Source organism: Clostridioides sp. LIBA-7678 (assembly GCF_056716065.1).
On record NZ_CP196987.1, the window covers coordinates 263,859 to 282,525 of the forward strand.

The 18,667-nt window shown below is 29.5% G+C and carries 19 protein-coding genes; 17 read left to right on the top strand and 2 right to left on the bottom strand.

All coding sequences use genetic code 11. From position 1 onward, the window contains the following. Window positions 1-5: 5 nt before the first annotated feature. From ACTG46_RS01560 to ACTG46_RS01570, 3 genes are all read left to right on the top strand, one after another. Window positions 6-314: a PTS fructose-like transporter subunit IIB gene (locus ACTG46_RS01560; RefSeq protein ID WP_054268773.1), complete on the top strand. Its 309-nt coding sequence runs from the start codon at window positions 6-8 to the stop codon at window positions 312-314. Between the two features lie 91 nt (window positions 315-405). Then, window positions 406-1,671: a class II D-tagatose-bisphosphate aldolase non-catalytic subunit gene (locus tag ACTG46_RS01565; RefSeq protein ID WP_167639649.1), complete on the top strand. Its 1,266-nt coding sequence runs from the start codon at window positions 406-408 to the stop codon at window positions 1,669-1,671. A gap of 87 nt (window positions 1,672-1,758) precedes the next feature. Continuing rightward, the gene (locus tag ACTG46_RS01570) at window positions 1,759-2,466 is read left to right on the top strand and encodes an HAD family hydrolase (protein WP_479923460.1); all 708 of its coding nucleotides are present in this window, start codon (window positions 1,759-1,761) and stop codon (window positions 2,464-2,466) included. Window positions 2,467-2,659: 193 nt separating this feature from the next. Here ACTG46_RS01570 and ACTG46_RS01575 read toward each other — a convergent pair whose 3' ends face one another. Continuing rightward, on the bottom strand, window positions 2,660-2,953 hold the full coding sequence (locus ACTG46_RS01575) for a spore coat protein (protein ID WP_054268777.1): 294 nt from the start codon (window positions 2,951-2,953) through the stop codon (window positions 2,660-2,662). Between the two features lie 5 nt (window positions 2,954-2,958). Continuing rightward, entirely contained in the window at window positions 2,959-3,174 is a 216-nt protein-coding gene (locus tag ACTG46_RS01580; protein ID WP_003420960.1) for a hypothetical protein, read from the bottom strand. 559 nt (window positions 3,175-3,733) lie between these two features. On the opposite strand from ACTG46_RS01580, the gene purE reads away from it, so the two are divergent. From purE to flgK, 14 genes are all read left to right on the top strand, one after another. After that, entirely contained in the window at window positions 3,734-4,210 is a 477-nt protein-coding gene (purE, locus tag ACTG46_RS01585; protein WP_003425290.1) for a 5-(carboxyamino)imidazole ribonucleotide mutase, read from the top strand. A 3-nt stretch (window positions 4,211-4,213) separates the two neighbouring features. Next, window positions 4,214-4,912, top strand: a complete 699-nt coding sequence (gene purC, locus ACTG46_RS01590; protein ID WP_054268779.1) for a phosphoribosylaminoimidazolesuccinocarboxamide synthase — start codon at window positions 4,214-4,216, stop codon at window positions 4,910-4,912. Between the two features lie 11 nt (window positions 4,913-4,923). After that, on the top strand, window positions 4,924-6,291 hold the full coding sequence (gene purF, locus ACTG46_RS01595) for an amidophosphoribosyltransferase (RefSeq protein ID WP_054268780.1): 1,368 nt from the start codon (window positions 4,924-4,926) through the stop codon (window positions 6,289-6,291). After that, window positions 6,285-7,361 carry a phosphoribosylformylglycinamidine cyclo-ligase gene (gene purM, locus ACTG46_RS01600; RefSeq protein ID WP_223195803.1) on the top strand — a complete coding sequence of 359 codons (1,077 nt, stop codon included), beginning with the start codon at window positions 6,285-6,287 and terminating at the stop codon, window positions 7,359-7,361. Before purF ends, purM begins: the two co-directional genes overlap by 7 nt. After that, window positions 7,355-7,948, top strand: a complete 594-nt coding sequence (gene purN, locus ACTG46_RS01605; RefSeq protein ID WP_054268782.1) for a phosphoribosylglycinamide formyltransferase — start codon at window positions 7,355-7,357, stop codon at window positions 7,946-7,948. The genes purM and purN overlap by 7 nt, the downstream gene beginning before the upstream one ends. Further along, a complete protein-coding gene (gene purH, locus ACTG46_RS01610) occupies window positions 7,941-9,473 on the top strand; it encodes a bifunctional phosphoribosylaminoimidazolecarboxamide formyltransferase/IMP cyclohydrolase (protein WP_479923461.1) in 1,533 nt (510 codons plus the stop codon). The genes purN and purH overlap by 8 nt, the downstream gene beginning before the upstream one ends. A 10-nt stretch (window positions 9,474-9,483) precedes the next feature. Next, window positions 9,484-10,734: a phosphoribosylamine--glycine ligase gene (gene purD, locus ACTG46_RS01615; protein ID WP_479923462.1), complete on the top strand. Its 1,251-nt coding sequence runs from the start codon at window positions 9,484-9,486 to the stop codon at window positions 10,732-10,734. Between the two features lie 24 nt (window positions 10,735-10,758). Further along, on the top strand, window positions 10,759-14,565 hold the full coding sequence (locus ACTG46_RS01620; RefSeq protein WP_479923463.1) for a phosphoribosylformylglycinamidine synthase: 3,807 nt from the start codon (window positions 10,759-10,761) through the stop codon (window positions 14,563-14,565). Window positions 14,566-15,041: 476 nt separating this feature from the next. Next, entirely contained in the window at window positions 15,042-15,713 is a 672-nt protein-coding gene (locus ACTG46_RS01625) for a transglycosylase SLT domain-containing protein (RefSeq protein WP_284181527.1), read from the top strand. An 8-nt stretch (window positions 15,714-15,721) separates the two neighbouring features. Beyond that, window positions 15,722-16,150 (top strand): YaaR family protein, encoded by a 429-nt coding sequence (locus ACTG46_RS01630; RefSeq protein ID WP_407812018.1) that lies wholly within the window; start codon window positions 15,722-15,724, stop codon window positions 16,148-16,150. Window positions 16,151-16,173: 23 nt separating this feature from the next. Then, a complete protein-coding gene (locus ACTG46_RS01635) occupies window positions 16,174-16,488 on the top strand; it encodes a FliM/FliN family flagellar motor switch protein (protein ID WP_407812017.1) in 315 nt (104 codons plus the stop codon). A gap of 151 nt (window positions 16,489-16,639) precedes the next feature. Beyond that, on the top strand, window positions 16,640-16,915 hold the full coding sequence (flgM, locus tag ACTG46_RS01640) for a flagellar biosynthesis anti-sigma factor FlgM (RefSeq protein WP_054268788.1): 276 nt from the start codon (window positions 16,640-16,642) through the stop codon (window positions 16,913-16,915). A gap of 4 nt (window positions 16,916-16,919) precedes the next feature. Next, window positions 16,920-17,336, top strand: coding sequence for a flagellar protein FlgN (locus ACTG46_RS01645; RefSeq protein WP_479923464.1), 417 nt, complete (start codon window positions 16,920-16,922; stop codon window positions 17,334-17,336). Between the two features lie 17 nt (window positions 17,337-17,353). Further along, window positions 17,354-18,664: a flagellar hook-associated protein FlgK gene (gene flgK, locus ACTG46_RS01650; RefSeq protein ID WP_479923465.1), complete on the top strand. Its 1,311-nt coding sequence runs from the start codon at window positions 17,354-17,356 to the stop codon at window positions 18,662-18,664. The last annotated feature ends 3 nt before the right edge of the window (window positions 18,665-18,667 follow it).

Below are 18,667 nucleotides of genomic sequence, written 5' to 3' on the forward strand. Positions count from 1 at the left end.
AGAATATGAAAATTGTAGCAGTAACATCTTGCCCTAGTGGTGTAGCACACACTTATATGTCAGCTGAATCTCTTGAATTGTCAGCAAAGAAATTTGATATAGAAATAAAGGTTGAGACTCAAGGGAGTTCTGGAATAGATAATGAATTATCACCTAAAGAAATTAAGGAAGCAGCTTGTGTAATACTAACTAATGATGTTGAAATTAGAAATATGGATAGATTCAAAGGAAAAAAAGTTGTAAGAATGAGTGTGTCTGACATAATTAAAAAATCTGATGCATTAATCAAAAAGATAAAAGATACTTTTCAATAGAGTTTAATTTATTTTACATATAACAAGAAGATGTATTTAATAGTAATACTATTAAATACATCTAAAAAATAGAATAAAAGGAGATATAGTCATGAAAAAGTTACCAATAAAAACTGTCGTACAACGACTACTAGACTTACAAGAAGAGGGGAAAAGTGCAACACTTTTAGGGATTGGGCCTATGTCACCAAACTTGTTACAAGCGAGTTTTGAACTAGCAAAAGATAATGATTTTCCTTTAATGTTTATTGCCAGTAGAAATCAAGTAGATGCAGATGAACTAGGTGGTGGTTATGTAAATGGTTGGAATCAAAAAACTTTTACAAAAGATATTAAGCAAATAGCTGATAAAGTTGGATTTGATGGTCTATATTACTTATGTAGAGACCATGGAGGACCATGGCAAAGAGATAAAGAAAGAAACGACCATTTGCATGTTGATAAAGCTATGGAATTAGGAAAAAAATCTTATTTAGCTGATATTGAGGCAGGTTTTGATTTACTAATGATTGACCCTACAAAAGACCCATTTGAAATGGGAAAGGTAATTCCATTAGATATAGTACTAGAAAGAACTGTAGAATTGATTGAATATTGTGAAAACGAAAGAAAAAGACTCAATATGCCAGAAATAGGATATGAAGTTGGGACAGAGGAAACAAATGGAGGATTAACTTCAACTGAGACATATGAGACATTTATAACTAAATTAAAAGTTGAGCTTGAGAAGAGAGATTTACCAATGCCAACATTTATAGTTGGTCAGACAGGGACTCTAACTAGAAAAACAGAACAAGTAGGTACTTTTAATTTTAAGAATGCTTATGATTTAGCTCAAATGGCTAAAAAGTATGGAGTAGGATTAAAAGAACATAATGGAGATTATTTGGATGATGTGACTTTATTAGAACATATACCATCTCAAATTATTGCAACAAATGTTGCTCCTCAATATGGAACTGAAGAGACGAGAGCATACTTAAAGTTAGCAGAAGTTGAAAGAAAACTAAAGGAAGAAGGATTAATTGAAAAAACTTCAAATATTAGAGATGTTCTTCTTGTAGATGCTATTGAATGTGGACGTTGGAGAAAGTGGGTAATGGGAGAACAGAAAGATTTAACTATTGAAGAAATATTTAAAGATGAAGTTTTATCTAATGAGATATTAGATATTGCAGGTCACTATACATTCAACAATGATAGTGTTAAAAGAGAGATAGAAGTACTTTATAGTAATTTAAGTAAAAATAATATTGATGGTCAAAGATTTGTTGTAGACCACATTAAGCGCCCTTTACGTGAGTATGCAGAATGTTATAATTTAAAAGGTGTTACTACAAGAATTTTAAATAAATAATAGGACTTATAGTGGCAAGTATTGTTATACTAGGTATTTATAGATATAATTATACTTACCACTACTAAATTTGGGAGGACTAATATTTTGATTAATTTAATTTTTGATGTAGATGATACTTTATACAATCAATTGACACCTTTTTATATTGCATATGATAAGATATTTTCTTCAGTAAAAGGTATTTCTGTTGAAGATTTATATATAAGCAGTAGAAAGTATAGTGATGAAGTGTTCTATTTGACTGAGAGTGGAGATATGCCAATTGAGAAAATGCATGTATATAGAATAATGAAGGCTTTTGAAGAATTAGGAAATCCTATTAAAGAAAAGGATGCCCAAAATTTTCAAGATGAGTATATATATCAGCAATCACAAATTACTTTAATACCAGAAATTGAGCAAGTTTTGAATTTTTCTAAAGAGAGAAATATTAATATAGGAATCATAACGAATGGACCATCAGCACATCAAAGAATGAAGTTAAAGCAGTTGAATGTTGAAAACTGGGTTGACAAAAATCATATTTTTATTTCTAGTGAAGTTGGTTTTTCTAAGCCAGATATCAATATCTTTAGAATGGCTGAGAATGTTATGAATTTAGATAGAGAAAATACATATTATGTAGGTGATTCTTATAAAAATGATGTAGTAGGTTCTAAAAAAGCTGGATGGAAGAGTATTTGGATGAATCATAGAAGTCATGGAGTAGAAGAATTGTTTTATAAGCCTGATTTTATAATCTCAGAATATAAGTCTCTATTGTTTTTGCTTATAAAAATATGTAGTAAATAAAATGTTAGTGATAGAATTGCATAAAATAGTTAAGAGTAGCTATGTAAAATTATATATTTAAATTGTGGGTAATCTATTTTTTATTAAAAAATAGATTATTTAGAAAAAGGGGATATCTTAAAATAAAAAATTTAAATATCCCCTTTTAATTATCTAATTAAAATAAAATAATTAGAACTATGTTTTGTTTGGCTTAATCAATAACATTTTGGGATTCCTTATAGCTACATGTTAACTGTTGAATAGGTTTATCATATGGCTTAACCCATCCTTTATTAATACTTAACTCTGTAAGTGCTGTATGGCCTTCAACCATTTGAGTTAGTGAAGCTGAATATATAGCTCTCAATTCAGGTGTACTACTTGTTAATGCAGAATTAAGATACATATTAGCAGCTGCTTTAGCAGATGAAAGCATGCTTAATATTATTACTTTATCGTCTATATAAGTATTGTTTTTAATTAGATTTTCTATCATATTTCTCATATTGTCTATACCTCCTCAGAAATTAGTATCTCATTTTCAACTATAAATTGTTGTATAGCTTTAATTCTTCCTTCTGTTGCTAATATACTAGATTCTGATTGTCTTTTTAGGTCTTCATCTGATATTAACATATTGATTGCTCTTTGCATAAGTAATCCATCAGATTCCATTTTTATAACGGCTGCTAAAGATATTTTTTCAGTTTCTGAAAGTATTCTCATTTAATCATCTCCTATATTGTAATTTACGCTTTAATAGTATGTCTTAATTTTCAACAAAATAACCATAACACTTTTTTACAATGTTTTATATTTTCTTTATATTAAATTCTAGTAAAATTACATACTAATAAAATCTCATAGTAGAGTTATCATTAAATATATTTAAGATAAATTATATAAGTATTCATTTAGACAAAAATTATTTGTATGTACTTTTTCAAGAGTAAATATGAATTTTTGTTCAAAGATTAATCTTGCTGTTAATTTATCTATTTTATTTATCCTATTAAAATATATTCTTAAAATTTAATATAAAAATTTATGTTTATATATATTTGAAACTTATTTAAGAGAACCTAATTTTTATTTTAACAAAAAAACATAAATAAAGTTCGATACATGGCGAACGAAAAAAACACAAGTAATATTTTTTTTAAAAAATTTCAAAAAAGAGTTGATAATATATGTATATTAATATAAAATTTAATATATATAATTCGTATAATTATACGAATGATTTAGAGTGTAAAATAACTTATAAACGGAGAGGGGAAGTCTAATGAAAGTAGCAGTAGTTATGGGTTCAAAATCAGATTATCCAAAATTAGAAGAAGGGATAAAACTGCTTGAAAAATATGGAATAGAAGTTGTAGCAAGAGCATTATCTGCTCATAGAACACCAGAACAACTTTCAATATTCCTAAAAGAAATAGAAGATGATACTGATGTAATAATAGCAGCAGCAGGAAAAGCAGCACATTTACCAGGAGTAATAGCATCACAAACATTAATTCCTGTAATAGGATTACCTATTAAATCATCAACTATGGATGGACTAGACTCACTTTTATCAATAGTTCAAATGCCAAAAGGAATACCAGTTGCAACAGTTACAATAGATTTAGGTTTAAATGCAGCTTTATTGGCATTACAAATAATGACTTTAAAATACCCAAAATTAAAAGAGGATTTGAAATCATATAGAGAAGAGATGGCACAAAAGGTGCTAGAAGACGACAAGAATTTAAGGGGGTAGCAGATGTTATTATATGAAGGAAAAGCAAAACAAGTATACTCTACAGATAATGAAAATGAATATGTTGTTTACTATAAAGATGATGCAACAGCATTTAATGGAGAGAAAAAAGCAGAAATATCTTCAAAAGGGATATTAAATAATAAGATATCAACAATAATCTTTGAAATGTTAAAAGAAAATAATATAAATACACACTTTATAAAAAGTTTATCAGATAGAGAGATGCTAGTTAAAAAAGTAGAGATTTTACCATTAGAAGTAATAGTGAGAAATATTGCTGCTGGTTCTATTTGCAAAAGAGTTGGTCTTGAAGAAGGTGAAGTTTTCGATGAGCCAATCTTTGAAATAAGTTATAAAAATGATGCTTATGGTGACCCAATGTTAAATGACGATTATGCAGTAGCAATGAAATTAGCAACTAGAGAAGAATTAAAATTCTTAAGAGAAGAAACTTTAAAAATAAACGAATTACTAAAAGCATTTTTCTTAAAATTAAACCTAAAGTTAGTTGACTTTAAAATAGAATTTGGTAAAGATTCAGAAGGAAACATAATATTGGCAGACGAAGTATCACCAGACACTTGTAGACTTTGGGATGTAAATACAAATGAAAAGCTAGATAAGGACAGATTTAGAAAAGACCTTGGAGACCTTGTAGAAGGTTATACGGAAGTACTTTCAAGAATGAATAATAAATAGGAGGCAAATGTATGTGTGGAGTTTTAGGGATTTACTCTAATAAAGATGTAACTAAAGAACTATATTATTCTTTATATTCTATGCAACACAGAGGGCAAGAAAGCTGTGGTTTAGCTCTTTTAGATGATGGAGAAATTAAGTACAAAAAAGATATGGGATTAGTTGGAGATGTTTTTAAAGAAAGTGAACTATCTAAGTTAAAAGGAAATATAGGTATTGGACATGTTAGATATTCAACAGCTGGAGGGAGTCATGTTTCTAATTGCCAACCTTTAGTTGGAAGCTGTAGAAAAAGACAATTAGCCATAGCTCATAATGGAAATTTAGTTAATGCAAATTATTTAAAAGACATGTTAGAAGAAGATGGATATATGTTCCAAACTAATTCAGATACAGAAGTGATTTTATATATACTTGCAAGATATTACAAAGGTGATATAGTAGAAAGTTTAAAAATGACTATGGATTATATCAAAGGTGCATATGCTCTTGTAATAATGAGTCAGGAAGAATTGGTTGCAGTTAGAGACCCACATGGATTCAGACCTCTTGTACTTGGTAAAAAGGGTGATGAATATATATTTGCATCAGAAAATTGTGCAATAGATATACTTGGCGGAGAAGTTATAAGAGATGTAGAGCCAGGAGAAATAATAATAGTTAAAGATGGAGAATTAAAATCATATTTTTATTCAGAAAATTATAAGCCAGTTAAGAAGAGTTGTATATTTGAACACATATACTTTGCAAGAAACGATGCAACTATAGACAATGTAAATGCATATGAATTTAGAATTAAATGTGGTGAAAGATTAGCTCAAAATGAAAATGTAAATGCAGATATGGTAGTTCCAGTTCCAGATTCAGGTTGGCCAGGAGCTATTGGTTATGCAAATGCTAGTGGATTAAAAATAAGTGAAGGCTTAGTTAAAAATAGATATGTAGGAAGAACATTTATAAAACCTACACAAGAAGAAAGAGAAATAGCAGTAAAAATAAAATTAAACCCTCTTTCAACAATAATAAAAGGAAAATCTATAATTTTAGTAGATGACTCAATTGTAAGAGGAACTACATCTAAACAGTTAGTAAAATCTTTAAGAGAAGCAGGAGCAAAAGAAATTCATCTTAGAATAACATCTCCTCCAGTAGCTTACTCTTGTTACTATGGAATAGATACTCCAAATCGTTCTAAATTAATTGCATCAAGTAACAATGTAGAAGAAATGAGAGAATATATTGGATGTGATAGTCTAAAATTCCTAGATATAGAAGGAATGTTAGATGCAGCAGAACACAAGTCTACTTTCTGCAAAGCTTGTTTTGATGGAGAATACCCAGTTAAGAAAATTGATAAGGAGGAATTATTTTCATGCTAACATATAAAGAATCAGGTGTAGATATAGATGAAGGAAATAGAGCAGTAGACCTTATAAAAGGTAAAATAAAAGGAACTTATGATGGAAATGTAGTTGGAGATTTAGGTAACTTTAGTGGATTATACAGTTTAAAAGATTTTGTGGGAATGAAAGAACCAGTTTTGCTTGCATCTACAGATGGTGTTGGGACTAAGTTAAAAATAGCTCAAATGATGGATAAGCATGATACTGTTGGAATAGATTTAGTTGCAATGTGTGTAAATGATTTAATTTGTCAAGGAGCAAAGCCATTATTTTTCCTTGATTATATAGCTCTTGGGAAATTAATTCCTGAGCATATAGAAAAAATAGTTGGTGGAATTGCAGATGGTTGTAAAATGTCTGGTTGTGCACTAATTGGTGGAGAAACTGCTGAGATGCCTGGTATGTATGGAGATGATGATTATGATTTAGCAGGGTTCTCTGTAGGTATAGCAGACAAAGAAAAGATTGTTTCTGGAAATAGTGTTAAATCAGGAGATGTATTAGTTGGTATATCTTCAAGTGGAGTACACAGTAATGGTTTTTCTTTTATAAGAAAGATATTTTTAGAAACTTACAACTATAAAATGGAACAATATGTTGAAGAACTAGGAATGACAGTTGGGGAAGCACTTTTAACACCAACTAAAATATATGTTAAATTAGCTTTAGATGTATTAGCTAAACATGATATAAAAGCTATAGCTCACATAACTGGTGGAGGGCTTATAGAAAATATAACAAGAGTTATACCTAAAGGATTAGGATTAGATATTAATAAAAAATCTTGGGAAAAGCCTCCTATATTTAAAATGATAGAAGGTTTTAATGCTGTTGATGAGAGAGAACTTCATAAAAGTTTCAACATGGGTATTGGACTAGTTTTAATAGTAAATAAAGAAGAGGCTAACAATGTTGTAGACTTTATAAACAATAGAGAAAATGACAATGCTGCTTATGTAGATAAAAAATACAGTGAGTTATTAGAAGATAAAGCATATATAATTGGTGAAGTAGTAGATAGTCATGAAGGTGTAGAATTATGTTAAATATAGGAGTTTTAATATCTGGTGGAGGAACAAATTTACAAGCAGTTATAGATGGAACTGAGTCTGGAAAAATAAAAGGTCAGGTTAAAGTAGTTATCTCAAGTAAGCAAGATGCTTATGGTTTAGAGAGAGCTAAAAATCATAACATAAAGGCAATTTGTGAAACTAACGAAGACAAGATAATAGAAATTCTTAAAGAAAATAAAATAGATTTAGTAGTTTTGGCTGGTTATTTAAAAATAATCAGCCCAAAGCTGGTTAATGAGTTTAGAAACAAAATGATAAACATACATCCATCATTAATTCCTTCATTCTGTGGAGCTGGATTCTATGGAGAAAGAGTTCATCAAGGTGTTATAGATTATGGTGCTAAAGTAACTGGTGCTACAGTTCATTTTGTTGATGAAGGTGCTGATACTGGACCAATTATAATGCAAGATGTAGTTAAGGTGAATCAAGATGATGATGCAAAGACACTTGCAAAAAGAGTGTTAGAAGTTGAACATAGGATTTTAATAGAAAGTTTAAGTCTTTTTTGTGAAAATAAATTAAAACTTCAAGGTAGGAGAGTGTTTATAAATGAGTAAGAGAGCTTTAATAAGTGTAACTGACAAGACAGGTGTAGTAGAATTTGCTAAAGAGTTAAACAAGCTAGATTATGAAATTATATCTACAGGAAATACTTTTAAAACATTAAAGGAAAATGGCGTTAATGTAATGCAAGTTGAAGATGTTACAAACTTCCCAGAAATATTAGATGGAAGAGTAAAAACATTAAATCCATATATACATGGTGGGATACTTTACAAAAGAGACAAAGATTCTCATGTGGAAACTGTAAATGAACACAAAATACATTCAATAGATTTAGTAGCTGTAAATTTATATGATTTTGAAGGAACTTTAAAGGCTGGAAAAAGTCATGATGAAATGATAGAAAACATAGATATTGGTGGACCATCTATGATACGTTCTGCTGCTAAAAACTATAAAGATGTAATAGTAGTAGTAGATATAAAAGATTATGATTCTATAATAGAAAAATTAAAAACAGACACAATGACATTAGAAGATAGAAAAAAATTATCATATAAAGCTTTCTCAACTACAGGAAGATATGATGCGTTAATATCTAGTTATTTTGCTGGAGAAGTTGGAGATACATATCCTGACATATTAAATTTAACTTTCCAAAAAGAACAAACTTTAAGATATGGAGAAAATCCACATCAAAATGGTTTCTTATATTCACAATCAAATGCAAAAAATCCAATCTTAAACTATGAGCAATTAGGCGGTAAAGAACTTTCTTTTAACAACTTAAACGATTTACATGGATGTTTAGAAGTAATGAGAGAATTTAAAGATAGTGAAGAAGTAGTTTCAGTTGCTATAAAACATGCTAATTCATGTGGAGTGGGATTAGGTAAAGATGCTTTTGAAGCATATACAAAATGTTATGAAGCAGATAAAGTTTCAATATTTGGTGGAATAGTAGGAATAACTTCTACTGTAGACAAAGCTACAGCAGAGAAATTAAATGAAATATTCTTAGAGATAGTAGTAGCATATGATTTTGAGCCAGAAGCTTTAGAGATACTTAAACAAAAGAAAAATTTAAGAATATTAAAATTAGCTAAGATAGAAGATAGTTTACAACCATACGAAATGAAATACTTAGATGGAAAATTATTAATACAAGATAGAAATAGTACTTTAGCAGAAAAAAGTGAAAATGTAACAAAAGCAAAGCCAACAGATGAACAACTTAAGGATATGGAATTTGGTATGAGAGTAGTAAAAAATATGAAATCAAATGCAATTGCAATAGTAAAAAATGGTCAAACTTTAGCTTTAGGTTGTGGACAAACATCAAGAATTTGGGCATTAAAAAATGCTCTTGAAAATAACAAAGATAAAGACTTTACAGGAGCTGTTTTAGCATCAGATGCATTTTTCCCATTTGATGATTGTGTAACATTAGCTCATGAATATGGAATATCAGCAGTAGTTCAACCAGGTGGTTCTATAAAGGATAAAGATTCAATAGAAGCTTGTGATAAGTATGATATGGTTATGGTATTTACAGGAATAAGACACTTCAAACACTAAGGAGGATATTATGAAGATATTGGTTGTAGGCGGTGGCGGAAGAGAGCATGCTATATGCTGGAAACTAAGCAAAGAAAAGAATATAGAAAAAGTTTATTGCGCGCCAGGTAATGCAGGAATTGCAAATGTAGCAGAATGTGTAAATATAAGTGATACTAATATAGAAGAACTTTTAAAATTTGCAAAAGAAAATGAAATAGGTCTTACAATAGTAGGACCAGAAGTACCACTAGTTATGGGTATAGTAGATGAGTTTGAAAAGGAAGGTCTAAGAGTTTTTGGGCCTAATAAAAAATGTGCTCAACTTGAAGGAAGTAAAGCTTTTTCAAAAGATTTTATGATAAAACATAACATACCTACTGCAAAATATAAAGAATATACAAACTTAGAAGAAGCTATATCAGAAATAGATAGCTTTGGATATCCAGTAGTAATAAAAGCGGACGGATTAGCTGCTGGAAAAGGTGTTGTAATACCTGAAAATAGAGAAGATGCTATAGCAACTTTAAAAGAAATGATGTCAGATAAGAAGTTTGGAGCTGCTGGAGATAAAATAGTACTTGAAGAGTTCTTAAAAGGAATAGAAACTTCAATCTTGGCATTTGTAGACAATGACACAATAGTTCCTATGGCAAGCGCAAAAGACCATAAGAAAGTAAATAATTATGAACAAGGACCAAATACTGGTGGGATGGGAACTTTTTCTCCTAGTGAAATATATACAGAAGAATTAGCAAATAAAGTAAAAGAGACAGTATTAGAAAAAACTTTAGAAGGATTCAAAAAAGATGGTCTTAACTTTAAAGGTATTTTATTTGTTGGTCTTATGATAACTGAAGATGGAGAGAAAGTACTTGAATACAATGTAAGATTTGGAGACCCTGAGACACAATCTGTTTTATTTAGATTAGAAACAGATTTACATGAGATAATGGAAGCTATATTGGATAATAAATTAAAAGATATAGAAATAAATTATAGTGATGATGAAGCAGTATGTGTTATGCTTACATCAGGAGGGTATCCAGACAGTTATGAAAAAGGAAAAATTATAACTGGTCTTGAAAACCTGGATGATGATATAGTAGTATTCCACAGTGGTACTAAGATGCTTGATGGTAATTTAGTTACTAATGGAGGAAGAGTAATTGGTATAACTGCAAAATCAACTACAGTTAAGGACGCATCAGAAAAAGTTTATGAGAATATAAAGAAAATAAACTTTGAAGGAATGCACTATAGAACAGACATAGGAAAATAATTTTTCTAAAATGGAGGATAAGGTATGTTGAATACTGAAAATAAAGACTCAATGGTTAGAAGAGTATTAGTTGAAAAAAGAGAAGGTTTTGACCTTGAGGCTAAAGCTTTAAAAAAAGACTTGTTGGAAAGTTTACACATAAGCAATATAGAAAATTTAAGAATATTAAATAGATATGATGTAGAGGGAATATCAGAAGAAGTTTATGAAAATGCAGCAAAAACAATATTTTCTGAACCAAATCTAGATGTAGTATATTATGAAGAAATACCAGAGTTAAATGGTGAAAGAGTATTTGCGATAGAATTTCTTCCTGGTCAATATGACCAAAGAGGTGATTGGGCAGCTCAATGTATCCAAATCGTAAATCAAGGTGTAAGACCTGCTATTAATACAGCAAAGGTTTATATATTATCAGGTCAAGTAACTGATGAAGAGTTTTCTAAAATAAAAGATTACTGTATAAATCCAGTAGATAGTAGAGAAGCATCTTTAGAAAAACCAGAAACATTAAAAATGGAAACTGAAATACCAACAACAGTTGAAGTATTAGATGGATTTATAGATTTAGATGAAGATGGATTAAAAACATTTGTAAGTGAAAAAGGATTAGCAATGACTTTAGGAGACTTACAACACGTTCAAAAATATTTTAAAGATACAGAAAAAAGAAATCCAACTATAACAGAAATAAAAGTTCTAGATACTTACTGGTCTGATCATTGTAGACACACTACTTTTATGACTGAAATAGAAAATGTAAAAATAGAAGATGGTAAGTTTAATGATATAGTAAAAGAAGCGTATCAAATGTATCTTAACTCAAGAGACAATGTGTATGTGAACAGACACAAAGATATATGTTTGATGGATATAGCTACAGTTGCAGTAAAAGAATTAAAGAAAAATGGAAAATTAAATGATTTAGATGAAAGTGAAGAGATAAATGCATGTAGTATAAATGTAGATGTTGAAGTTGATGGTAAGATGGAAAAATATTTAGTAATGTTTAAAAATGAAACTCATAACCATCCAACTGAAATAGAACCATTTGGTGGAGCAGCTACTTGCCTAGGTGGAGCTATAAGAGACCCATTATCAGGAAGAAGTTATGTTTACCAAGCAATGCGTGTTACAGGAAGTGCTGACCCAAGAACAACTTTAGAGGATACTTTACCTGGAAAACTTATGCAGAGAAAAATTACTACAGAAGCTGCTCATGGTTATAGTTCATATGGTAACCAGATAGGTCTTACAACGGGACAAGTTGCAGAAGTATACGATGAAAATTTCGTTGCAAAGAGAATGGAAATAGGTGCAGTTATAGCAGCAGCACCAAAAGAAAATGTAGTAAGAGAAAGACCAGAAGCAGGAGATGTGATAGTTCTTCTTGGAGGAAAAACAGGAAGAGATGGTTGTGGAGGAGCAACTGGTTCATCTAAAGAACATAGTGAAGAATCAATCTTAACTTGTAGTGCAGAAGTTCAAAAAGGAGATGCTCCTAACGAAAGAAAAATACAAAGATTCTTTAGAAATAAAGAAGTTGCTCAAATGATAAAAAGATGTAATGACTTTGGAGCAGGTGGAGTTTGCGTTGCTATAGGTGAAATTGCTGATAGTTTGGACATAAACTTAGATTTAGTGCCTAAAAAATACGATGGGCTTGATGGAACTGAACTTTCAATTTCAGAATCACAAGAGCGTATGGCTGTGGCTATAAAAAAAGAAAATAAAGATAAATTTATACAATTAGCAGTAGAAGAAAACTTAGAAGCTACACATGTAGCTACAGTAACTGATACAGGATATTTAAGAATGTTCTGGAATGGAAAAGCAATTGTAGATATAAATAGAGAGTTTTTGGATACAAATGGAGTAAAACAAACTACTGATGTCCATGTTACTAAAGTAGATGAAGAAAACACATTCTTTAGCTCTAATGAAATAGTGAAAGATGTTAAGTGTGCAAGTATGAAAGATAAATTTACAAAAGTATTATCTGACCTTAATGTTTGTTCTCAAAAAGGATTAGTTGAGATGTTTGATAATACAATTGGTGGTAATACAGTACTTATGCCATTTGGTGGAAAGTACCAAGCTACTCCAACTCAAGGTATGGTTGCTAAGATACCAGTACTTGGTGGAGAAACTAATACTTCTACAATAATGACTTATGGATACAATCCAAAGGTAGGAAAATGGAGTCCATTCCATGGTGCTTTATATGCAGTAGTAGAATCTGTGTGTAAATTGGTTGCTATTGGAGGAAATTACAGTACGACAAGACTTACATTCCAAGAGTATTTTGAGAAACTTGGTAACAATCCAGAAAAATGGGGTAAACCATTCTCAGCACTTTTAGGAGCATTCTATGCACAAAGTAAATTTGAGATACCTGCTATAGGTGGAAAAGATAGTATGTCTGGTACATTTAAAGATATTGAAGTTCCGCCAACATTGGTTTCATTTGCTGTTGATACAGTAGATGCTAGAAAAGTAGTATCTCCAGAATTTAAAAAAGCAGACTCAAAAGTAGTAATGTTATGTGTAAATAAATCAGAAAATGATGTTATAGATTTTGAAGAATTAAAGAAAAACTTGGATAAAGTAAGAGAACTTATACATGGAAATAAAGTTTTATCAACATATGCATTGGGATTTGCAGGTGTGGGTGAAGCAATAAGTAAAATGTCTTTTGGTAATAAAGTAGGATTTAAGTTTAGTGAAGAAGCTGAAAAGGCACTTACAGATGATAAATTATTTGAGGCTAGTTATGGAAATATAGTACTTGAATTAGCGAATGATGATTTAAATGTGTTAGAGGGATATAATTACATAGTGCTTGGAAGTACAGTTAAAGAAGCTAGTTTATTCATCAAAGGTGAAGAACTTTCATTAGATGAATTATATAAAGCACATTGTAGTACTTTAGAGCCTATATTCCCAACTAAAGCAGAAGAAGTAAAATCAAAAATAGAGACTATAAGTTATATATCACAAGGAGAGGCTAAAAAATCATCATTAAGTATAGCTACTCCAAGAGTATTTATACCAGCATTCCCTGGAACAAACTGTGAATATGACTCTGCAAGAGCATTTGAAAGAGCAGGAGCTAATGCAAATATAAGAGTATTTAAGAATTTAACTTATAAAGATATAGAAGATTCTATAGATACAATAGTGAATGAGATAAAATCTTCTCAAATAATAATGTTACCAGGTGGATTTAGTGCAGGTGATGAGCCAGATGGTTCTGGTAAATTTATAGCTACTGTATTTAGAAATCCTAGAGTACAAGAAGCTATAAATGAGTTTTTAACTAAAAAAGATGGTCTAATGCTAGGTATCTGTAATGGATTCCAAGTATTAATCAAATTAGGATTAGTTCCTTATGGAGAAATAAGAGTTCAAAGTGAAAATGCACCAACACTTACTTACAATAATATTGGTCGTCATCAGGCTAAGATTGCTAGAACTAGAATTTCTTCTAATAAATCTCCTTGGTTAGCTCAAACTAATGTTGGTGATATTCACAATATAGCAGTTTCTCATGGAGAAGGTAAGTTTGTTGCTAGTGAAGAGGTTATGAGAGAATTAATTGCTAATGGACAAGTGGCAACTCAGTATGTTGATTTTAATAACGAAGCTACTTATAATATTGAATTTAATCCAAATGGCTCATTCTATGCTGTTGAAGGTATAACTAGTGTTGATGGTAGAGTGTTTGGTAAGATGGGACATTCTGAGAGAATTGGTGAGGCAGTATATAAGAATATTATAGGTGAAAAAGACCAAAAGATATTTGAATCTGGAGTTAAGTATTTTAGATAAGGTCTTGATATCTAATTGGTAATTACAATTTATATTTTGGATATTTAAACTTAAAGAGATGTAATAATATGATTATAATCATTCAATATTACATCTCTTTTTTATTTATATAAAAATAATACATTCTACTCAAGTCAAAATATAAGCTATGTTATAATTAATTATTAAGCAGAATTGAATATTTATTGGAGGTAAACACGATTAATGAAAATATTAATAACAGGGTCTAATACACAATTAGAAAAAGAATGGTTATAAGTTAATAGGTATATTGTTTACAGAAAATATAATAAGATATTATGTAAAATATAAATATTTCTTTTGTTTATCCGATAATAATAATATGACTAAATAAATCTAAGGTTTTAATAAATTTTATATAAAACTATTGGAGAGAGGATTATATGAACTCAAGTAGTTTGGGTTTTATATGTTTAACTTTTAAGTCTATAAAATTTAGAAAGGGGAGTTTTATATTGAACGATATAAGTTCGCTAATTAATATACTGGCATTAACACAACTATCTAGTAGTAATACTACAAGTCAATGTAATTGTGGATATAATAATTCATCTGGATTTGATATGATTATGATGACACTGTTAAAAGCATTATCACAAAATAATCAACAAACATCTTTTAATAGTTATGATTCATTATCTAATTCTGAAAAGTTATTTAATGAACTTGATAATGCAGCAAATAATACAATTAGTAAGTCTGTAGAAGTTGATACAAAAGATAAAAGTACAAAGTCAAGAATTGAAAATGCTGTAGAACAAGCATCAAAAAAATATAATGTGGATGCAAACCTTATAAAAGCAATAATTAAAGTTGAATCGGATTTTAATCCAAATACTGTTTCCTCTGCTGGTGCTAAGGGTCTTATGCAACTTATGCCAGAAAATTGTAGAGATTTGGGTGTTACAGACCCTTTTAATATAGAGCAGAATATAGATGCTGGAACTAGACACATTAAGGAATATATTGATATGTTTGGAGGTAGTATAGAAATGGGACTGATGGCATATAATGGTGGTCCTGGAAGGATGAAAAGTAGAGGGGTAGAATCAATTTCTGACTTGTATAAAATGCCAAAAGAAACGCAAAATTATATTCCCAAAGTTATGAAATATTATAGAGGGTAGGCTTTATTATGGGTATAAATATAGATAAGCTAAATATAGGTCCAAGTAGAAATATAGAGGTAAAGAAAACAAAGGAAAATAATAAATTTTCTGATAGTCTAAACTTTGTAAAACAATCTTCTTCATTAGAGGATATAAAAAAGAATCTAGAAAGTGTAAAAAGGGCTGGAGAAAGGCTTGTACTTACTCAAAATTATGGAGACATTAGTAGGTATAAAAATGCTGTAAAAGAATATCTAAAATCTGTCGTAGATAACATGTATTCACTTGATAAAAATAGTAGTTTTTGGGAGCATCAGTATTATAAGAATGTAAAGATTGTTGATAATAAACTTGAAAAGATGACTAGTGAGTTACTTAGTGAAGAAAAAGAAAATATAGATATTGTTTCTACTGTTGATATGATACAAGGATTATTGATAGACATGTATAGATAAGATTACACAAGGAGAAAAGCTTTATGAATAGTAAAAAAGAGGATATATATGAATTGAATTTTGGACAACTAATAGAAGAAAAGACTGGAGTTATAGAAGAAAATCAAAATGTTTTTAATGCAAAAGTAAATGTATCTGTTTCTATAGGAAAAACAACAGAAACAATAAAAAATATATTAGGTTTAAAAGAAGGGTCTATAATAAAACTAAATAAGAATGTAGATGAGAAATTAGATATATATGCAAATGATAGATTATTTGCTTATGGAGAAAGTATTATTACAAATGAGAAATTATCTATAAGATTGTCTAAAATAGAAGATTCAGATATAAATTAACATTTTAAATAGTATCCCTTTAAGTTATTCTGTATGAGTTTAGCTAAGGGGATATTTTTATAAAAATTTTAAAATATATTTGAATTATATAAATGTTTTTATTTTCTGAGCGATAACTAAAATATAAGGATGTAATTTTGGAGGTGAAACTATGGATATTAAAAATGTGAGTTCAAATATTGTAATAAATAATTATTTAAAGAATACATCTGATGTAAAAAAAGTGCAAGAAGTTCAAAAAACTAATAAAACAGACAAGATAGAACTATCTAAATTTGCAAAGGAAATGGCGAGCGTATCAAATATGAATGATGAGACTATTAGAAATAAAAAAATAGATGAAATAAAAAATGCATTGGAAAGTGGAACTTACAAAATAAAACCAGAAGAAATTGCTAAAAAAATGATAGAGGATATGCGAGGATAAAGCCATGATTACAGACTTAAAAGTTATAATATATGAAGAAAAAAAGATACTTAGTAATATGATGGAGTTATTAAAAGAACAATTTGATTATATAGTTGTAAAAGATATAGAAAATCTAAATAGGTTAAATCCTAACTTAGAAGATATCAGTAGAGAACTTGCATCTATAGAGATAAAGAGAAGACAACTTTTTAATGATGATGTTCCAATGAGTGAAGTTGTTGAAAATAGTAATGATGAATATTTAAAAGAAATATATACAGAGTTAAAGCATATTATTGCTTTGGCTAAGAATCAACAAGAGTCAAATGATTCCTTAATAAAGAAGGAACTTATTTTTACTAAGAAAATGATTAATTTTATAAAACCAGTTGATAAACAAACTACAACTTATAATTCTTATGGAAATATTAGAAAATAGATATTGGGAGGAAAAATATGGCGGGATTATTTTCCATTTTAAATACAGCTAACTCAGGTATGAATGCTCATCAAAAGGCAATACAGACAATTTCTCATAATATAAGTAATCTAGATACAGAAGGTTATTCTAGGCAGAGGACAGAATTTGCTACAAATAGCCCAATGTATATGCCTAGCTTGAATAATGCAATTGGACGAGGTCAGTTGGGCACAGGTGTACATGTAACAGATGTAACAAGGGCTAGAAATAGTTTTTATGATTATCAATTTAGAGCAGAGGCTCATAAGTATGGTAAAACAGTTTCAAAGTATGACTATTATAATACTATAGAGACTATAATAAATGAACCATCAGATTATGGTATATCTGCAGGTATAGATGACTTTTTTAAAGGTTGGGAATCATTAGCGAAGGATATAAATAGTGATAGTAAAAAAAGTCTCGTGGTAGAAAATGCATCAAATTTAGCAACCTTAATAAGCGAAAGCTATAAGAAGCTTGACAAATTAAAAGGTGATATAGATGATAACATAGACTCTGAGATAAAACAGATAAATGACATGTTAAAGAGTCTTGAAGATTTGAATAAATCTATTGATGTTATATCTGGTTCTGGCTCTACCCCAAATGATTTACTTGATGAAAGAGATAGAATATTGGATGATTTGAGTTTTAAATTAGACCTTGAAAATCCTGATGTTAAAAATATGCTCGCAGATGGTAAATTAGAACTTAATGAATTAAAAAATGCAGATGGAACTTGGAAAACAGGTGTATCAGGAACTTTACAAGGATTGTTTGAAATGCATGGTAAGATTGATACATATAAAAGCGATTTAAAAGATGTATCTGATGGATTAGCTAAACAGATAAATGATGTTTATAATGCATCTGGTGGGATAACAGTAACAGATTTTTTTATAACTTCAAATGTAGATGGTGAAGATATCATAAAGGTAAATCCAGCTATAAAAAGTAACCCAAATGAATTAAAGCTTACTGCTGATGAGGCTTCAAAGATTGCGAAGCTAAAAGATGAAAAAATAGATATTGGGGCAGTTGGTGGAAAAGTAAGTACAATAAGTGACCACTACAAAGCTTTTGCAGAATCAGTAGGTTTAGATTCTAAAAAAGTGAATCAAGATGAAGTGAATCAGCGTAAAATTATAAATAATATTGATAGTTCACGAATGAGTGTTTCAGGTGTATCTTTAGATGAAGAAATGACAGAGCTTATAAAAGTACAACGTTCATATCAAGCTAGTGCAAAAGTTATGTCTACAGCTGTGCAACTACTGGATGTTGTAATAAATGGAATAATTTAAAAG